Annotated in this window: 17 protein-coding genes; 10 read left to right on the forward strand and 7 right to left on the reverse strand. The window is 72.3% G+C overall.

Translation table 11 applies throughout. The features are described 5' to 3' along the window. Nucleotides 1–5 precede the first annotated feature (5 nt). From MON03_RS12385 to MON03_RS12395, 3 genes are read left to right on the forward strand one after another with little or no spacing between them, the layout of a single operon-like run. The gene (locus MON03_RS12385; protein ID WP_502798672.1) at nucleotides 6–977 is read left to right on the forward strand and encodes a carbohydrate ABC transporter permease; all 972 of its coding nucleotides are present in this window, start codon (nucleotides 6–8) and stop codon (nucleotides 975–977) included. Beyond that, entirely contained in the window at nucleotides 977–1882 is a 906-nt protein-coding gene (locus MON03_RS12390; protein ID WP_242088665.1) for a carbohydrate ABC transporter permease, read from the forward strand. The genes MON03_RS12385 and MON03_RS12390 overlap by 1 nt, the downstream gene beginning before the upstream one ends. 50 nt (nucleotides 1883–1932) lie before the next feature. Further along, complete coding sequence (locus MON03_RS12395; protein WP_242088667.1) at nucleotides 1933–3603, forward strand: glycoside hydrolase family 13 protein; 1671 nt, start codon at nucleotides 1933–1935, stop codon at nucleotides 3601–3603. Nucleotides 3604–3734: 131 nt separating this feature from the next. Here the strand turns inward: MON03_RS12395 and MON03_RS12400 are convergent, their stop codons facing one another. Further along, complete coding sequence (locus tag MON03_RS12400; protein ID WP_242088669.1) at nucleotides 3735–4058, reverse strand: winged helix-turn-helix domain-containing protein; 324 nt, start codon at nucleotides 4056–4058, stop codon at nucleotides 3735–3737. After that, complete coding sequence (locus MON03_RS12405) at nucleotides 4055–4477, reverse strand: chemotaxis protein CheY (RefSeq protein WP_175328147.1); 423 nt, start codon at nucleotides 4475–4477, stop codon at nucleotides 4055–4057. Before MON03_RS12405 ends, MON03_RS12400 begins: the two co-directional genes overlap by 4 nt. 88 nt (nucleotides 4478–4565) lie before the next feature. On the opposite strand from MON03_RS12405, the gene MON03_RS12410 reads away from it, so the two are divergent. Both MON03_RS12410 and MON03_RS12415 read left to right on the forward strand, forming a co-directional pair. Then, nucleotides 4566–5513, forward strand: coding sequence for an ABC transporter ATP-binding protein (locus MON03_RS12410; protein ID WP_031272557.1), 948 nt, complete (start codon nucleotides 4566–4568; stop codon nucleotides 5511–5513). Beyond that, nucleotides 5510–6736: an ABC transporter permease gene (locus MON03_RS12415; RefSeq protein ID WP_022902547.1), complete on the forward strand. Its 1227-nt coding sequence runs from the start codon at nucleotides 5510–5512 to the stop codon at nucleotides 6734–6736. The genes MON03_RS12410 and MON03_RS12415 overlap by 4 nt, the downstream gene beginning before the upstream one ends. Here the strand turns inward: MON03_RS12415 and MON03_RS12420 are convergent. Both MON03_RS12420 and pnuC read right to left on the reverse strand, forming a co-directional pair. Further along, on the reverse strand, nucleotides 6690–7424 hold the full coding sequence (locus MON03_RS12420) for a hypothetical protein (RefSeq protein WP_242088671.1): 735 nt from the start codon (nucleotides 7422–7424) through the stop codon (nucleotides 6690–6692). The genes MON03_RS12415 and MON03_RS12420 overlap by 47 nt on opposite strands. A gap of 112 nt (nucleotides 7425–7536) precedes the next feature. Further along, nucleotides 7537–8202: a nicotinamide riboside transporter PnuC gene (gene pnuC, locus MON03_RS12425; RefSeq protein WP_175328143.1), complete on the reverse strand. Its 666-nt coding sequence runs from the start codon at nucleotides 8200–8202 to the stop codon at nucleotides 7537–7539. Between the two features lie 135 nt (nucleotides 8203–8337). On the opposite strand from pnuC, the gene MON03_RS12430 reads away from it, so the two are divergent. Further along, nucleotides 8338–8865, forward strand: a complete 528-nt coding sequence (locus MON03_RS12430; RefSeq protein WP_242088673.1) for a hypothetical protein — start codon at nucleotides 8338–8340, stop codon at nucleotides 8863–8865. A 32-nt stretch (nucleotides 8866–8897) separates the two neighbouring features. On the opposite strand, the gene MON03_RS12435 is transcribed toward MON03_RS12430, so the two are convergent. Next, on the reverse strand, nucleotides 8898–9785 hold the full coding sequence (locus tag MON03_RS12435; protein WP_242088676.1) for an SDR family oxidoreductase: 888 nt from the start codon (nucleotides 9783–9785) through the stop codon (nucleotides 8898–8900). Nucleotides 9786–9950: 165 nt separating this feature from the next. Between MON03_RS12435 and MON03_RS12440 the strand changes: the two genes are divergently transcribed. From MON03_RS12440 to MON03_RS12450, 3 genes are all read left to right on the forward strand, one after another. Beyond that, nucleotides 9951–11441, forward strand: a complete 1491-nt coding sequence (locus MON03_RS12440; RefSeq protein WP_242088678.1) for a cryptochrome/photolyase family protein — start codon at nucleotides 9951–9953, stop codon at nucleotides 11439–11441. Nucleotides 11442–11558: 117 nt separating this feature from the next. Further along, a complete protein-coding gene (locus MON03_RS12445) occupies nucleotides 11559–12881 on the forward strand; it encodes a GNAT family N-acetyltransferase (protein WP_242088680.1) in 1323 nt (440 codons plus the stop codon). Between the two features lie 170 nt (nucleotides 12882–13051). Continuing rightward, complete coding sequence (locus MON03_RS12450) at nucleotides 13052–13462, forward strand: DUF2087 domain-containing protein (RefSeq protein WP_148286050.1); 411 nt, start codon at nucleotides 13052–13054, stop codon at nucleotides 13460–13462. A 259-nt stretch (nucleotides 13463–13721) separates the two neighbouring features. Here MON03_RS12450 and MON03_RS12455 read toward each other — a convergent pair whose 3' ends face one another. Beyond that, entirely contained in the window at nucleotides 13722–13976 is a 255-nt protein-coding gene (locus MON03_RS12455) for a GNAT family N-acetyltransferase (protein ID WP_242088682.1), read from the reverse strand. 144 nt (nucleotides 13977–14120) lie between these two features. Between MON03_RS12455 and MON03_RS12460 the strand changes: the two genes are divergently transcribed. Further along, the gene (locus tag MON03_RS12460; protein ID WP_242088684.1) at nucleotides 14121–14663 is read left to right on the forward strand and encodes a GNAT family N-acetyltransferase; all 543 of its coding nucleotides are present in this window, start codon (nucleotides 14121–14123) and stop codon (nucleotides 14661–14663) included. Nucleotides 14664–14719: 56 nt separating this feature from the next. Here the strand turns inward: MON03_RS12460 and MON03_RS12465 are convergent, their stop codons facing one another. Next, nucleotides 14720–16333 carry a family 20 glycosylhydrolase gene (locus MON03_RS12465; protein ID WP_242088686.1) on the reverse strand — a complete coding sequence of 538 codons (1614 nt, stop codon included), beginning with the start codon at nucleotides 16331–16333 and terminating at the stop codon, nucleotides 14720–14722. Nucleotides 16334–16356: the final 23 nt, after the last annotated feature.

Here is a 16356-nt window from a genome sequence, read left to right on the forward strand (position 1 = left end):
CGACCTTGGCCACCACGACCACAGAATCCGTCACGACGGCGGGCAGCCGCCGACGGGGCGGAGCCGCACCGCGCCTCCAGTCCCGACGAGGCGCCGGGCGCACCGGACTGCGCACCGGGCGCAACCGCGTCGACCCGCTCTTCCTCGTCTTCCTGGTCCCCACCCTCCTGCTCTTCACGCTGGCGATCACGCTCCCCGCCGTGATGGGCATCGTGCTGAGCTTCACCGACTCCGTCGGGTTCGGTGACTTCCGGTTCATCGGCCTGACGAACTACGTCGCCGTGTTCTCCGACCCGGCGATCCTGCAGGCGTACCTCTTCACGACCGGCTTCTCGCTCGTGACGGTCCTCGTCGTCAACGCGCTCGCGTTCCTCCTCGCGATCGCCCTGACCTCGAAGATCCGCGGCAAGATCGCGCTCCGCGCCGTGTTCGTCCTGCCCATGGTGATCTCGGGCATCGTCATCGCCTACGTGTTCTCGTTCCTGTTCGCGAACAGCCTGCCGGCGCTCGCGACCACGCTCGGCTTCGCCCCGCTCGAACAGAGCATCCTCGCGAACCCGGACCTGGCCTGGGTCGCGGTCGTCGTCGTGACCGCGTGGCAGGCGATCCCGTCGACGCTCCTCATCTACATCGCCGGGGTGCTCTCGATCCCGGCCGAGGTGTACGAGGCGTCTGCCCTCGACGGCGCGAGCGCCTGGCGGCAGCTCGTGTCGATCACGGCGCCGCTCACCGCGGGCTACATCCTCATCAACCTCATCATCGGGTTCAAGAACTTCCTGAACTCGTACGACATCATCGTCGGCCTCACCGACGGCGGCCCCGGCACCTCGACCACCAGCGTCGCGATGTCGATCTTCAAGGGCTTCAACGGCGGCGACTACGCCTACCAGATGGCGAACGCGACGATCTTCTTCGTCATCGCGGTGGTCATCGCCGTGATCCAGCTGCGGGCGACCCGCGGGAAGGCAGCGCTCTGATGACCATCCAGGCACCCCTCCAGCCGGGGACCACCGCGACCGGTACGATCCGCTCCGTCGACGCCGACCGCAACGCCGGACGCCGTGGCGAGCGCGCCAACTGGCCCGTCACGATCGTCCTGGTCCTGTGCGCGCTCTCCGTGCTCGTGCCGCTGTACGTCACGATCACGATGGCGTTCAAGACCACGTCCCAGGCGGTCGACGGCAACGCGTTCTCGCTGCCGGCGCCGTTCAGCGTCGACGGGTTCGTGCAGGCGTGGCAGCTGACCGACTTCCCGCGGGCGTTCGGCGTCTCCGTGCTCGTCGCGGCGATCACCGTCGTCGGCACGATCCTCCTCGCCTCCTTCACGGCGTTCGCGATCGCACGGAACTGGGAGCGCCGGCTGTTCCGCTGGTCGTTCTTCTACCTGCTCGCCGCGATGTTCCTGCCGTTCCCGGTGCTCGCGCTCTCGCAGGTGAAGCTCACCGGCCTCGCGCACCTCGACAACCCGATCGGCGTCGCGATCCTGCACGTCATGTTCCAGCTGTCGTTCAGCGTGCTGCTCTTCACCGCGTTCCTCCGGTCGATCCCGGCCGAGCTCGAGGAGAGCGCGCGCATCGACGGCGCGAGCACGGGCCAGGTGTTCTGGCGGCTGGTGTTCCCGCTGCTCGCGCCGATGAGCGCCACGGTCGGGATCTTCGCGTTCCTCGCGTCGTGGAACGACTTCGTGATGCCGTCGCTCATCACGTCCGACCCGGCGCTGCAGACGCTGCCGGTGCTGCAGCAGATGTTCCAGACGCAGTTCAGCAACAACTACAACGTGTCGTTCGCCTCGTACCTGATGGCGATGGCACCGGCGATCATCGTCTACCTGTTCACGCAGCGCTGGGTGATGGCCGGGGTCACGCAGGGCGCGATCAAGTGACCGGCTCCGCCGACACGACCCACCCCGAACCCGATACCGAAAGGCCCCTCGTGACCGACGTGCTCGACCCCGAAGTCCAGCCCGCAGCATCCACCGCCGACGCGACCTGGTGGCGCCAGGCGAGCGTCTACCAGATCTACCCGCGCTCCTTCGCGGACGCGGACGGCGACGGCATCGGCGACCTGCCCGGCGTGACCGAGCGGGTGCCCTACCTGGCGTCGCTCGGCGTCGAGGCGGTCTGGCTCAGCCCGTTCTACCCGTCCGCCCTCGCCGACGGCGGCTACGACGTCGACGACTACCGCGACGTCGACCCGCGCCTCGGCACGCTCGACGACTTCGACGCGATGGTCGCAGCGCTGCACGGCGCAGGCATCCGCGTCATCGTCGACGTCGTGCCGAACCACACGAGCGACCGGCACGCGTGGTTCCGTGAGGCGCTGGCCGCTCCGGCGGGCTCCCCCGCCCGTGACCGCTACGTGTTCCGTGACGGCACCGGGCCTTCCGGTGAACAGCCCCCTGCCGACTGGGTGTCGATCTTCGGTGGCCCGGCCTGGACCGCGGTCGGCGACGGTCAGTGGTACCTGCACAACTTCGCGAAGGAGCAGCCCGACCTCAACTGGGCGAACCGCGAGGTCCGCGACGACTTCCTGCACACGCTGCGGTTCTGGTCGGACCGCGGGGTCGACGGCTTCCGCATCGACGTCGCGCACGGCCTGGCGAAGGACCTGCCCGAGGGGCCGCTGCCCACCTGGGCCGAGGTGCTCGCGAGCCCGAAGGACGGGCAGCACATCCTGTGGGACCGCGACGACGTGCACGAGATCTACGCCGAGTGGCGGAAGGTCTTCGACGAGTACACGCCGGCACGGACCGCGGTCGCCGAGGCGTGGGTCGCCGCCGACCGCCGCGCCCGCTACGCCAGCGCCGAGGGGCTCGGGCAGGCGTTCAACTTCGACCTGCTCGAGGCCGACTTCGACGCCGCGCAGTTCCGCACGATCATCGAGTTCAACCTCGGTCTCGCGGAGCAGTCCGGATCGTCGACGACGTGGGTGTTCTCGAACCACGACGTCGTCCGGCACGCCACCCGCTACGCGCTCCCGGCCCGGAACGGCGCCGAGGAGAAGCAGGGTTCGGCGTGGCTGCTCGCCGGCGGCTCCCAGGACGACCTCGACCGGGACCTCGGTCTCCGCCGTGCCCGGGCCGCGACGCTGCTCGAACTCGCGCTCCCAGGGTCCGCCTACCTGTACCAGGGCGAGGAGCTCGGCCTGCACGAGGTCGGCGACATCCCCGACGCCGAACGACAGGACCCCGCGTTCTTCCGGAACCCGGGCGTCGACGTCGGCCGTGACGGCTGCCGCGTGCCGATCCCGTGGACCCGACAGGGGTCGTCCTTCGGCTTCGGCGCGGGCGGCTCGCACCTGCCGCAGCCGGCCTGGTTCGCGGATTCCTCGGTCGAGGCCGAGGACGCCGACCCCGACTCGACGCTGAACCTCTACCGGAAGGCCCTCGGGCTCCGCGGCCAGCTGCAGTCCGAGGAACACCTCGAGTGGCTCGAGACCGGCCGCGACGACGTGCTCGCGTTCCGCCGTCCGAACGGGTGGACGAGTGTGACCGTGTTCGGCGACGAGCCGTACGACCTCCCCTCCGGCGAGCTCCTGCTCGCCTCCGCGCCGGTGGCAGACGGCGCACTGTCGGGTGTGGGGACGGCCTGGTTGCGGTCCTGACGGAACCAGGTGACGGACTGGAGGCGCGGTGCGGTCAGGCACCGTCCTCCCTCGCAGGCTCGGTCGGCGCGCCCGGCGCAACGCTTCGCGTTGCCGCTGAGCCGGGCGCGCCAGTCCGTCAGGCGGTCGCGTCAGCGGTCCGCGTCCGGCGGGCCCGCGATCTCCCGCAGCGCCGCGAGGTGCGCGCGCCATGCCGCCCGCCCCGCTCTCGTGAGCGTCAGCGACGTGCGCGGTGTCTTCCCCACGAAACCCTTCGACACCGCGACGTAGCCGGCGGCCTCGAGTGCGCTCACCTGCTTGCTGAGCGCCGAGTCGGTGACCTCGACGGCGTCCCGGACCTCGCGGAAGCCGAGCGTGCCGGCGCGGTCGAGCGCGGCGACGACCGAGAACCGCACCGGGTTGTGCAGGAGGTCGTCGAGCCGGTGTCGCGGGTGCGCCCCGTCGGTGGTGGTCACGATCGCGACTCCCACGCCGCGCAGGCGATCGCGACGACGAGGACGGCACCTGAGGTGACGGCGGACCACAGCACGGAGCCGTGGACCCACGCGACGACGGCGATCGCGGCGCAGTACGTGACCGCCCAGGCCGCGATGTACGCCGTCCACCGGCGCCCGCGGGCGAAGGCCGAACGGCCGCGGATGGCGATCGTGAACCAGAGCACGAGCGCCGTGACGACCGTGATGGTGCCGAAGTACGCGGCCCCGAAGGCACGCCCGGTGCCGAGGCCCATCGCGAAGGTGCCGAGCGACGTCGTGGCGCCCAGCGCCACGATGAACGCCACGTAGGGCCACCGCACGGCATCGTGTGCGCGGCGGGAGAGTCGGTCGGCCTGCGTCAGCAGTGCGCGGGCCTCGGACGGCTGGATCTCGGTCATGGGTTCCCCTCTCTGTTCTCCATCCTCGCAAGTACTTTCCACATTGGCAAGTACCGGTCGTCGAGCGAGCGCCGGTAGGGTCACGTGCATGAGTGGGGCGAGCATCGAGGTACACGACTTCGTCATGCGGTTCGGGGACCGCACGGTCGTGGACGGGCTGTCCTTCGACGTCTCCCCCGGCGAGACCTTCGGCCTCCTCGGCAGCAACGGCTCCGGCAAGACCACGACGATCCGGGCACTGCTCGGCATCACGACGCCGTCGTCCGGCTCGCTCACCATCGACGGACACCCCTACAGGCCGGCGACCGGCGGCATCGGCTACCTGCCCGAGGAGCGCGGCCTCTACCGCAAGGAGTCCGTCATCGACGTGATGACCTACTTCGGGCAGCTCCGTGGTCTCGGGCGCGCCGAGGCCGCCGCGTGGAGCACCGAGTACCTGGCACGGGTCGGGCTCGCCGACCGCGCGAAGCTCCGCGTCGACAAGCTCTCCGGCGGCCAGCAGCAGAAGGTGCAGCTCGGCATCACGATCATGGACCGGCCGCGCCTGCTCATCCTCGACGAGCCGACGAAGGGCCTCGACCCGGTGAACCGTCGCCTGCTGCTCGACCTGGTCGACGAGCGGAAGGCCGACGGCGCGACGGTGGTCCTCGTCACGCACCACATGGACGAGGTCGAGCGGCTCTGCGACCGGATCCTCCTGCTCAAGGACGGCACGGCGGCCGCGTACGGGTCCATCCCGGACGTGCAGGACGCCTTCGGCGGCGCCGTCGCGAAGGTCGGCCTCGACGGCCCGGTGCCCCCGTCCCCGCTCTACCGTCTCGCCCGGCACGAGGGTCACGTCGCCTACCTCGTCCCGACGCGTGCCGCCGCCGCGGACGGGTCGGACATCCTCGCCTCGTTGGTCGGTGCCGGGGTCCACGTGACCGGCTTCGAGATGCGGCGGATCCCCCTCGACGAGATCTTCGTGCAGGTCTACGGGCACGACGCCGGCGAAGACCTGGTCGCCGACGAGCCGCGGCAGGGAGCAGCAGCGTGAGCCGGCTCGGGACGGTCGTGCGGTTCGAGTTCGTCCGCGCCGTCAAGAAGCCCGCGTTCTGGATCGGCACCCTGGCGCTGCCCGTGGTGATCGTGCTCGTGACGCTGCTCGTCGGCCTCGGGCAGTCGGCCGGCGCGGACTCGGTCGTGTCGAACAGCTCCGCGACGAAGACCCCGTTCCGCTACGTCGACCACTCCGGACTCGTGTCCGAGCAGGTCGCCGCGAAGTGGGGTGGGACCCGCTCCACCGACGCCGCGGCGGACCGCGCGGCAGTCCGTGCCGGCCGGCTCGACGCCTTCATCGAGTTCCCCGAGTCACCCGCGACCGCACCGATCCGGGTGGAGGCCGCCGACCGCGGACTCTTCGGCAACGGGCGGTACTCGTCGCTCGCGGAGCGGGTGGTCGAGCAGAGCGTCGCGGCCGCGGTGGACGACCCGCAGGCCGTGCAGCTCCTCCGCGACCCGCCGGACACCACGGTGACGACCTACGCCGACGGCGCGGTCGCCCCGGGGTGGTTGTCGGTGCTGCCGCCGGCGCTGTTCGCGGCGGCGTTCTTCGGGCTCGTGATCCTGCTCGCGGCACGCATGGTCACCGTGGTCGTCGAGGAGAAGGAGAACCGGATCTCCGAGATGATCCTCACGACGGTGACCGCCGGGGACCTCATCCGCGGCAAGGTCATCGCCATGCTGCTGGTCGGGCTCGTCCAGATCGGGGTGTTCCTGCTGCCCGGGCTCGTGACCTTCGCGGTCGCGCTCCCCCTGTTCGCGTCGCGACTCGGCGGGATCGTCGTCGACCCCTGGCGGATGCTCGTGGGTGCACTCTTGCTCGTCGGCGGGGTGCTGCTCGCCTCCGGGCTGTTCGTCAGCGTCGGTGCCGCGGTCCCGTCGATCAAGGACGCCTCGTCGCTGCAGTCGGCCGCGATCTTCGCCCTGATCATCCCGGTCTACGCGGTGTTCTTCGTGGCCACGAACCCGACGTCGCCGGTCGCCGCGTTCTTCACGTACTTCCCGACGTTCACCCCGGTGACCGCCATGGTGCGGAACGCGGTGGGATCGCTCAGCGTCACCGAGTCGATCGTCTGCATCGTGATCGTCTACGTGGTCGCTGCGGCGCTGCTGTGGTTCGCGCAGTACCTGTTCCGGCACTCGGTCGCGCAGTACGGGTCGAAGGTGACCCTCAAGCAGATCGCGTCGTGGCGTCGCGGACGGCCGACCGCTCGGTGACGCTCGGCGGCGAGACCGGAGCGTCACCCTGCGCCGGAGCGGGCGCCGCCGACCCGGCTTGCTGCGCGGGCGCGTCGTCGAGGTCCCACGCCGGCACCTCGCGCTGCCGCCAGCCCTGCCGCAGCGTGCGGACCGCCCGGTCGTACTCGACGAGGACGTCGACGTGCGGGCGCACGAGCATCTGGATCTGCAGGCCCTCGTAGACGGCGAGGAGCTGGGTCGCGGCGACGTCGGCCGGGACCACCGCCTGCTCGACGTCGGCGTCGAAGTCGCGCTGCAGGCCTCGCGTCAGGTTGCCGACGTACTCCTCGAACCGCTTGCGGAACAGCTCCGCGAACCCGGTCTCCGCGGCGGCGATGTTGATCACGCCCGCGAGCACCCGGACGAGCCCGGGGTCGGCGACGTCCTCGGCGAGGGTCATCCGGAGGTGCTCGATGGTGCAGCTCGGTTGCACGGTGCGTCGCGTTCCCCGGAGCTGGGTCCAACGGTCGTAGGTGACGAGCAGCAGCGCGTCCCAGGTCGGGAAGACGCGGGCGACGGCGTCGAGGGGCACCCCGGCCACCTCGGCGACGACGGCGGCGTCGACCTGGTCGAACGGGTGCAGCCGGTAGGCGCGGATGGCGCCCCGGACGATCCGCTCCGCGAGCGACTGTTCGTCCTCGAGCGCGGCCGCGTGGTTCTCGGTCATCCGCCCATTGCACCCGAAGAGTGAGCAGATGTCTGCAACCCGACCGGGGGTGTCGCGGTGACCGGTGGGGAACGCGCGGTCCGTGGCGGATCCGAGCCGTGCCTCCCGGCCGTCAGCCGACCGTCACCGGCGCCGCTGACGGCCGGGTGCGCTGCCGCATCCAGACGAAGAATCCGGTCAGCGTGAAGACGCCGTAGAAGACGTACATCAGCCCGGACGCGTAGTAGCCGGCCGAGAACAGCAGCGGGACGCCGACGAGGTCGACGGCGACCCAGATGAGCCAGAACTCCACCCACCCCTTCGCCATGCCGTAGGTCGCGAGGAGCGACCCGACGAAGATCCACGCGTCGCTCCAGACCGGCTCGTACGAGCCGAGGGCGCGGAACAGGGGGGTCAGGAGCGCGGTGCCGCCCACCATGCCCAGGACGAGCAGTCCGCGGGTCCGCCAGGAGGCCCAGCTCGGGTCGATCACGGTCGTCGCCTCCGCAGGACGGTGCGTCCAGCGGTACCAGCCGTACACGCTCACGACGATGAACATCACCTGGCGGCCTGCCTGGCCGAGCAGGTTCACCGGGTTCGGGGTGTCGAAGAGCGACCCCATGAAGACGGTGAAGAGGAGTGCGTTGCCGAGGATGCCGACCGGCCACGCCCAGACCTTGCGGCGCATGCCCCCGAGGGCGCTGAGCAGGCCGAACACGTTGCCGATCACCTCGCGCCAGAGCACGGTCTGGTCGCCGATGACGATCTGCGCGTCGAACAACCACCGCACGATGCCCATGGGCCCTCCTCGTCTCCGGTCGGTGCAACGGTAGGGGGTGCGGGCGCATTCCAGCGGCCGTGCTGCTGGTGTGACGGCCGCGTGCGGCGTCGCACGGCACCCGGCGCCCGGCCCGCGGGGCTACGCTCGGGAGCCGTGACGGACGGAGTTGCTCGGGCGAAGGCGCTGCTCGCAGAGGCGACACGGGCGCTCGACGGAGCCGACGCTCGTGACGAGGCCCTCGGTGAGTACGTCGAACCGAGGGCGCTCCTCGGCATCAGGCGCGATCCCACGATCCGCTCGCTCGGCCGGGTGTGGCGGGTCGGCGCGCTGCTGCTCGGCTCCTCCCCCGAGACGGCCGGGCAGGTCTGGGCGACCGGCCGCATCACCCGCGTCACCGAACCGGGCCGGTCGCAGTTCGTGTCGGTGTCGGCCGAGGTGCGCCGGGCCTACCGGGCGGCAGCGCAGAAGGGGCACTTCGCCCCGGGTGACACCGTGAACCACAGCGCGGCACCGATACCGCTCGACGAGACGCTGATCGGGTCGGACGGGGTGCTCTTCGTCGAGGGCGATGAGCCGTTCGTCCGGTGGTCCCCCACGGCGGGCGACGCGGTGCCGCTCGAGGGGTACCTCGCGGACCGGGTGGCGTTGCTCGTCGACCCGCCGAAGGGCGCCACGGACTGAGCGCCGCGGGCACGGGCGACGAACCGCGGGGACTACAGCGAGAAGCCGCCGTCGGACGTCAGTACCTGCCCCACCACCCAGCTGCCGGACGACGTCGCCAGCCACGCGATGAGCTCGGCCGGGTCCTGCGGCCTCCCGACCCGGCCGAACGGCGTGCTCGCGAGGTACTCGTCGAGCCCGTCGAGCGACCGGTCGGTCGTCTCCGGGTCCATGTAGCCCGTGTTGACCGGCCCGGGGTTGACCGTGTTGAGCACGATGCCGAGCTCGAGCAACTCCTTGGCGACGGTGGCGGTGACCCCGGCGAGCGCGGCCTTGCTCGCGGCGTAGGCGACCTCGCCGATCATCGCCCCGTGGATCTGTCCCGAGGTCATCCAGAAGACGTGTCCCTGCGCCTCGGCGTACGGTCCCGACCCCGCGATGCGGTCGCCGGGGCGCCGCTGCGTCTCGGTCCGCGGTGCCCGGCGTCGGGCGAACTCGGCGGTGAGCAGGAGCGTCGCCCGGGTGTTGACCTCCCAGAACGCGCTGAGCCGCTCGGGGGTCATGTCGAGGATGCTGCCGTCGTCGCCGCTCTTGGCGTGGTTGCAGACGAGCACGTCGAGGTCGCCGGTGAGCGCAGCTGCCGTGTCGATCAGCGCCGGGATCGTGGACGGGTCCGACAGGTCACCCGGGAGGTCCGCGAACCGGGCGCCGTCGGTCAGGTGCTCGCGGAGGCCGGCACGGACGGCGTCGAGGTCGTCACCGCCCCACGGCAGGTCGAGGTCGTGGGGGCGGTGGTGGTGCACGACGATGCTCGCGCCGAGGTCGGCGAGCTTCGCGGCGACGGCGAACCCGATGCCGCGGCGGCGCGAGACACCGGTGACGAGGGCGGTCTTGCCGGCCAGGGGCAGAGACGGGTGCCGGGGCGGGAGGGTGGAGGGCACGCTGAACCTTTCGACGGCGCCGAGCGGCGCACGGGTGGGAGTCGGGGAACGGTTCAGCGGCACTGCATGTCCGTCACCCTACACAGCGCGCGCCACCCGCGGAGTCGCCGTGGAGTCGGGGGACGCCCCGCGCCGGGCTCCGGGCGCTCGCGTACCGTCCGGCGCATGACCGACCAGCGCCGCCGCCTGATCCTCCCCGGCCAGTACGGCCCGGACTTCGACGACGGCGGCCCGCTCCTCGTGGTCGAGGCCCGCGAGTTCTTCACCGCGCGGCCGATGCACCGCGCGAAGGCGCACCTCTGGTTGAGCGCGCTCCGGCACCGTGTGCAGGCGCTCCGGGACGCCGGCGAGGGCGACCGGGTCGAGCACGTCCAGGTCGAGACGCTGAAGGAGGCCCTCGTCGGTCGCAGCGACCTCGAGGTCGTCGACCCGCCGTCGCGGACGCTCCGCGCACAGGTGCGGCACTGGGGCAAGGGCACCGAGGTGCTGCCGAGCCGCGGGTTCGTCACCGACGAGGACGAGTTCGCGGAGTGGGCCGCGCAGGGCACCGGCCGCTTCCGGATGGAGGCGTTCTACGAGCGGGTGCGCAAGCGCGAGGGCTGGCTCATGCGCTCGGACGAGCCGGTCGGCGGGAAGTTCAGTCTCGACGACCAGAACCGCGAGTCGCCGCCGAAGGGCGCCACGACGCTCGGCCTCCCCGAGCCGTGGTGGCCCGGGGAGGACGAGGTCGACGAGGAGGTCCGGCGGGACCTCGACCGGTGGGAGCACGACGGGCTCGCCCGGTTCGTCGGGGCGGACGACCGACGCCGCTTCGCCGTGACCCCTGAGGAGGCACACCACGCCCTCGACGACTTCGTGCGCACCCGACTGAACGACTTCGGGCCGTTCGAGGACGCCACGCTCACGAACGACTGGACGATGGCGCACTCGCTGCTGAGCGTGCCGATGAACCTCGGCGTGTTGGACCCGCGCGACGCGGTCGAGGCTGCGCTCGTGGCACACCGCGACGACGACGCACCACTCTCGAGCGTCGAGGGGTTCGTCCGCCAGATCGCCGGGTGGCGCGACTACGTGTGGCACCTCTACTGGTGGTTCGGCGACGACTACGGTGCGTCCGAGAACGCCCTCGACGCACACGAGCGGCTCCCCCGCTGGTGGCAGGAGCTCGACGCATCCGACATCGACGCCGCCTGCCTCCGCACGGCGATCGAGGGGCTGCACGACCACGGCTGGCTGCACCACATCCAGCGGCTCATGGTGCTCGGGAACTTCGCCCTCCAGCGCGGCTACGACCCGGTCCACCTGACCGAGTGGTTCACCGACGTCTTCGTCGACGGCACCGACTGGGTGATGCCGGCGAACATCATCGGGATGTCCCAGCATGCGGACGGCGGGATGGTCGCCACCAAGCCGTACGCCTCCGGAGGGCGCTACATCGACCGGATGTCCGACCACTGCGGCGGCTGCCGCTACGACCCGACGAAGCGGGTCGGCGAGGACGCCTGCCCCTTCACCGCCGGGTACTGGGCGTTCCTGGCGCGGACCGAGCCCGCCCTGCGCCACAACAACCGGATGGCGCGTCCGCTGCAGCAGATGCGGAAGCTCTCGGACCTCGACGAGGTCATCGCCCAGGAGGCGCGGCGCGGCACCCCCTGACGGCCCACCTCGACCAGGCGCGCCGTCGCGGCGGGGCCGACCCGCGCCTCCAGGCAGGAGCCCTGCCGCACCCGGAGCGCTGTCGCGCTGTCGCGGGCTCCCGATAGTGTCGGGGACGTGAGCAACGAGGCATTCGACGAACGGTACGAGCTGCGGACGATCGCGCCCGCACTCGACGAGCAGGGGACGCCCACGGACGAGACGGACGCGTGGATGCGCGCCGTCGGCCTCGGCTTCCACGAGACGCACCCGAAGCCGGAGCACGCCGCCACGGCGGTCGCCGAGTACGCCGCAGACGACCAGACCTGGCTCGGTGCGTACGTGCGCCGTCCGCTGCCCGGCTCCGTCGACGAGACGTGGCCCGCCGGAACCTTCGCCTGGTTCCGCAAGGCCCTGAGCTGGGGCGACGGCTCGACGGTCGACACGCAGGCGATCTCCGCCGTGACCGTCCGGCCGACCGAGCGGCGCCGGGGCATCCTCCGGGCGATGATGACGCACGCGCTCGAGCAGGGCGTCTCCGAGGGGTACCCGATGGCGTCCCTCACCGCTTCGGAGGGCACGATCTACCGGCGCTTCGGCTTCGGCTGCGCGATCCGCGAGCGGGCCGTCCACGTCCATCGTGCCCGGGCGCTGCCGCTGCTCGCGCCGACCTCCGGTGTCGTCACCGTCGTCACGCCCGAGTGGCTCGAGGCGGGTCCCGCGCGGGACGTCTTCGCCCGCTTCGACGCCCGCACCCCGGGCTCGATGGTGCGCAACACCGGCACGTGGCCGGTCGCCCTCGGCCTGCGCGGGTACGACGGCGAGCCCGCGCGCGACGTCCGGGCAGCGGTGCACCGGCCCGAGGCGTCCGGGGACGTCGACGGCTACGTGACCTGGCGGGTCACGGAGGGCCACGGCCGCGACGACGACACCGTGCTCGAGGTCGTCGACCTCGTCTACGCGACCGACGAGGCGTACCTGTCCCTCTGGGAGTTCCTGCTGTCGATCGACCTCAACGACGTGGTGCGGTACCGCCGCTCCCGCCTCGACGACCCGATCGTCGCGGCGCTCGGCGACAACCGCGCCCACGACGTCGACCACGAGGAGGACCACGTCTGGCTGCGCGTCCTCGACGTCCCGGCCGTGCTCGGGTCGCGGCCGTACGCCGTCGACGGGTCGCTGACGCTGGCGGTCGACGACGCCCTCGGCCACGCCACCGGCACCTACCGGCTCGACGTGGTCGACGGTCGCGGAACCGTCACGCGCACGGACGACTCCCCCGTCGACGACGCGGACGTCCGACTCGACGTCGCCGACCTCGGTGCGCTGCTCATCGGGTCGGTGTCGCCCGTGACGCTCGCCGCCGCCGGACTCGTGCGCGCCGCCGACCCCGCCGCGGTCACCCTGCTCCGCGCGATGCTCCTGCCCGCCCGGACGCCGCACGGCATCACGTACTTCTGATGGCCGGCGGAGCGTCTCCGGCCAGGCCCTCCGATGGGCGGGCGGCCGGGCTGTCCGACGGGCGGGCGGCCGGGCCCTCCGACGGGCGGGCGGCCGGGCCATCCGACGGGCGGGCGGCCGGGCCCTCCGACGTCGCTCGGGCGGTGGCGCGGGCGCGGCAGGCGGTGGCCGTGCTCGCGAGTCCGACGCTCCGCTCCGCGGTCGTCGGCGACGGCGTGCTCGACGACCGGACCCGAACCGCGGTCGACGCCTTCGACTGGGTCGACGAGGACGGCCCCGACCGCGCGCTGCTCGGTTCGACCGCGCGGACGCTGCAGCTGCTGCAGGCACCCGCGGCCGCGCTCGAGTTCGACCGCATCGGACGCATGCCGCACGCCGAGGCCGAACGGGTCCCGCTGTCGCTGCGGATCGTCGGGATCGTGGGTGACCGCCTCGGGCGGGACCGCCCGGTCAGCGAACCGGTGCTGAACGCCGCCATCGCGATGTTCGCCGAGGACGTCGCGGTCGTCCGGCGTGACGCGGTCGACCACGGGCTGCTCGAGCGGACGGACGACGGGGCGGCGTACCGGTTCGCGCGCTAGGCGTCATCGTGCAGGGCGAACGGTGGCCGCCGCGTCCGGTTGCGCTGCGCAGCTTGAACCGTTTCACCGGATCCGCAACGACCCTGCAGAGACGAGGTCGGAAGGCCAGAACGGATGCGCACGATCGTGTTCACCAGCACCCACGCCCGAGCACACGCGCAGCAGCCCGCGCTCGTGGACCTGCTCTCGGCAGGACTCGCGGCGGCCGCGGGGCCGGCACGGGATGGAGCGCCCGACTCCCGATCGACCTACCGACGATTCATGCCCGTGGAGAGCCTCCGACCGTCAGTCGGCGGCGGCAAGCACAGTGCTCGACCCGCCGAGCGCTCGCCCAGCGGGGGGTCGGCAGGCCCGCGCCCGTCGTCACGCGCCCCTCGTGCCGGAACCCAGGCCGCCGGAACAGCCGTGCTGCCGCCTCGTTGCGGGCGTCGGTCATCGCGATGACCCGGTGCGCCGTCTGCTGACGGAACAGGGCGTCGACGAGGTGACCCAGTGCCTCCAGGCGGGTGACCACGACTGGAACCGCACGACGGCCGGATCACGGCGGTACGCCGTGAAGGCCGTCCGGTCGGCGGCGCCGAGCGGGGCGAGGACGAAACGGTCCGTCAGCAGCGGGAGGTCGAGCACGGTCGGCACGCTCCTGGACCATACTGCTCGGATGGGAAGAGCGAGGGGGACGCAGGAGCAGGACGGGCTCCGCTCCGAGCGGCTGCGGCTCCGGCCGTGGACCGTCGCGGACGCCGTGTTCCGCCGTCGGCTCTGGGCGGAACGCGACCCTCGTGTGCCGGCGGGTCGGCGTCTGACAGCGGACGGCAGCCCCTCGCTCGCGGACATGGAGGCCTGGATCCTCGGCTACGAGCCGGAGCCGACGCCGGGCCTCCTCGTCGTGGAACTGGTCGAGGACGAGGCCCCGATCGGGTACTGCGGCCTGGTGCGGGACAGCGTCGCCCGGTCCGGGGAGCCCGAGCTGGCGTTCGAGTTCCTCCGGACGTCCTGGGGCCACGGGTACGCGACCGAGGCCGCCCGAGCGGTCGTCGCTCGGGCCGCGGAGGTCGGCCACGAACACCTGGTCGCGACGGTGCGTGAGTGGAACACTGCGTCGCTCGCCGTGCTCGGCAAGCTGGGGTTCGTCGACACCGGCGAACGCGAGCACGACCCCGTGCACGGCAACTCCCACCTGCTCCGGGCGCGGCTCCGCTGAGCCGACGGGCGCGGCTCCGCTGAGGCGACGATCGACGCGGAACGCGGGACGCTGGGCTACCTGTTCGCGGTCTCGATCATCGCGATGACGTGCGGCGCAGTCCACCGCAGCAGGGCTCCGGACGGTGGAGCCGCCAGGTCCTCGCCCCAGACCGCCACGGCGGCACCCGACATCGGCCCGGCGAGGCGCGCACCGGAGTCGCCGTCCCAGGACCGCAGCGACCACTTCGCGCGGAGGTCGGCCACCGTGTAGGCGCTGTCGGCCTCGTCGAGGTCGGTCGGCACTTCGTAGAGGTAGTACGAGTCGTAGTTGAGGAGGTCGGTGCCCGCGGCGTACAGGTCGCTCGCCTTCGCGCGGCGCTGTCGGCGTTCCCGGCGTTCGGCGGGGTCCTCGGTGTCGCCGTCGAAGCTCCAGTAGGTGACGCGGATGCGCGGGTCGAGGCGCGCGATCGCGGCGCGGTCGATGCCGTCGTTCCACGCCCAGACCTCGCGGTCGCCCAGGTCCGCCGCCACGGCGTTCATCCACGCGACACGGCCGTTCGCGCTGACGTCCCCGCCCCACTCGTCGCCGCCGATGTGCACGGCCGTGCTCGACGGGAAGGTCTGCTCGACCTCCGCGTACAGGCTCGCGGCCAGCGCTGCGGCGTCCGGCGCGGTGGTGTCGAGTTCGCTCTCGCCCGCACGGATCCGATCGACCCACTGCGCACCGTGCCGCGCCTCGAGCAGGGCGAACGCGGCGGCCATGTGGCCGGGGGTGTCGACCTCCGGCACGATCGCGATGCCGCGCTGGTTCGCGTGGTCGGCGACGGTCCGCGCCTGGGCGACGCTGAGGAACGGGCGTCCGGTCACCCGGCTCGTCCAGACGCCGTCGTGGAGGTCGGCGTCCGCGAGCGTCTGACCGAGCACGTCGCTCTCGATGCCGACGTTCTGGTCGTCGGTGAGGTGCAGGTGGAGGAACCGCCCGCCGTGGTCCGCGAGGAGGTCCACGTACTGCTCGAGGAGCGGCACCGGGTAGTAGGCGCGCGCGACGTCGAGCATCAGCCCGGTCTCGGGACGGGCCCGGGGAGTGCGGGCGGTCGGGACGGTCGCGATCGACGAGCGGCACCCGGTCGCGGTGTACGCACCGGTGCAGGCGAGGACGGTGTACTTCCCGGCGGGGGCGCGGGAGGGCGCCGTGCGCGTCGACCGGACCGTCGTGCTGGCCCCGGGCGCGAGCGAACGCACCGCGACGCGACCGAGCGTGTACTTCCCGGAGCCGGCGGCGAGGTACAGCCAGGCGTCGAGTGCCGGCTTCCGCACGGAGGACGTGTTCTTCACCGTGAGCGCTGTGGTGACCCGAGTGCGGGTCGAGGTCACGGTGCTGTGCGCGGTGACCTTGGTGACCGCGAGCCTCGGGGCGGTGGACGTGCCGGCGGTCGCGGCAGCGCGGGCCGACGACGCAGCGACCGTGGCGCCCGCGGTACCGGCAGCGCGGACTGACGACGCAGCGACCGTGCCGCTCGAGGTCCCGGTCGCGCTGGCGGGCGACCCGGCGGCCGCACCGGCCACGACCACGCCGCCGACCCACACCGCGACCACGAGCCCGATGGCGACGGAACGCCGCACCCGGCGCCGCACCCGCGACCCGGCAGGTCCGGCCGACCCGTCCTGTTCGTCCACTCCCAGTCCCACGGCACTCCCCCGATCAGCCTCGA

The organism is Curtobacterium sp. DN_7.5, from assembly GCF_022655355.1.
GTDB lineage: Bacteria > Actinomycetota > Actinomycetes > Actinomycetales > Microbacteriaceae > Curtobacterium > Curtobacterium luteum.

Bases quoted from the DNA above. Each gene is read 5' to 3' on its own strand.
- MON03_RS12390 (WP_242088665.1), top strand. From the start codon at position 977: ATGACCATCCAGGCACCCCTCCAGCCGGGGACCACCGCGACCGGTACG.
- MON03_RS12405 (WP_175328147.1), bottom strand. From the start codon at position 4,477: ATGACCGAGATCCAGCCGTCCGAGGCCCGCGCACTGCTGACGCAGGCC.
- MON03_RS12410 (WP_031272557.1), top strand. From the start codon at position 4,566: ATGAGTGGGGCGAGCATCGAGGTACACGACTTCGTCATGCGGTTCGGG.
- MON03_RS12420 (WP_242088671.1), bottom strand. From the start codon at position 7,424: ATGACCGAGAACCACGCGGCCGCGCTCGAGGACGAACAGTCGCTCGCG.
- pnuC (WP_175328143.1), bottom strand. From the start codon at position 8,202: ATGGGCATCGTGCGGTGGTTGTTCGACGCGCAGATCGTCATCGGCGAC.
- MON03_RS12440 (WP_242088678.1), top strand. From the start codon at position 9,951: ATGACCGACCAGCGCCGCCGCCTGATCCTCCCCGGCCAGTACGGCCCG.
- MON03_RS12460 (WP_242088684.1), top strand. From the start codon at position 14,121: ATGGGAAGAGCGAGGGGGACGCAGGAGCAGGACGGGCTCCGCTCCGAG.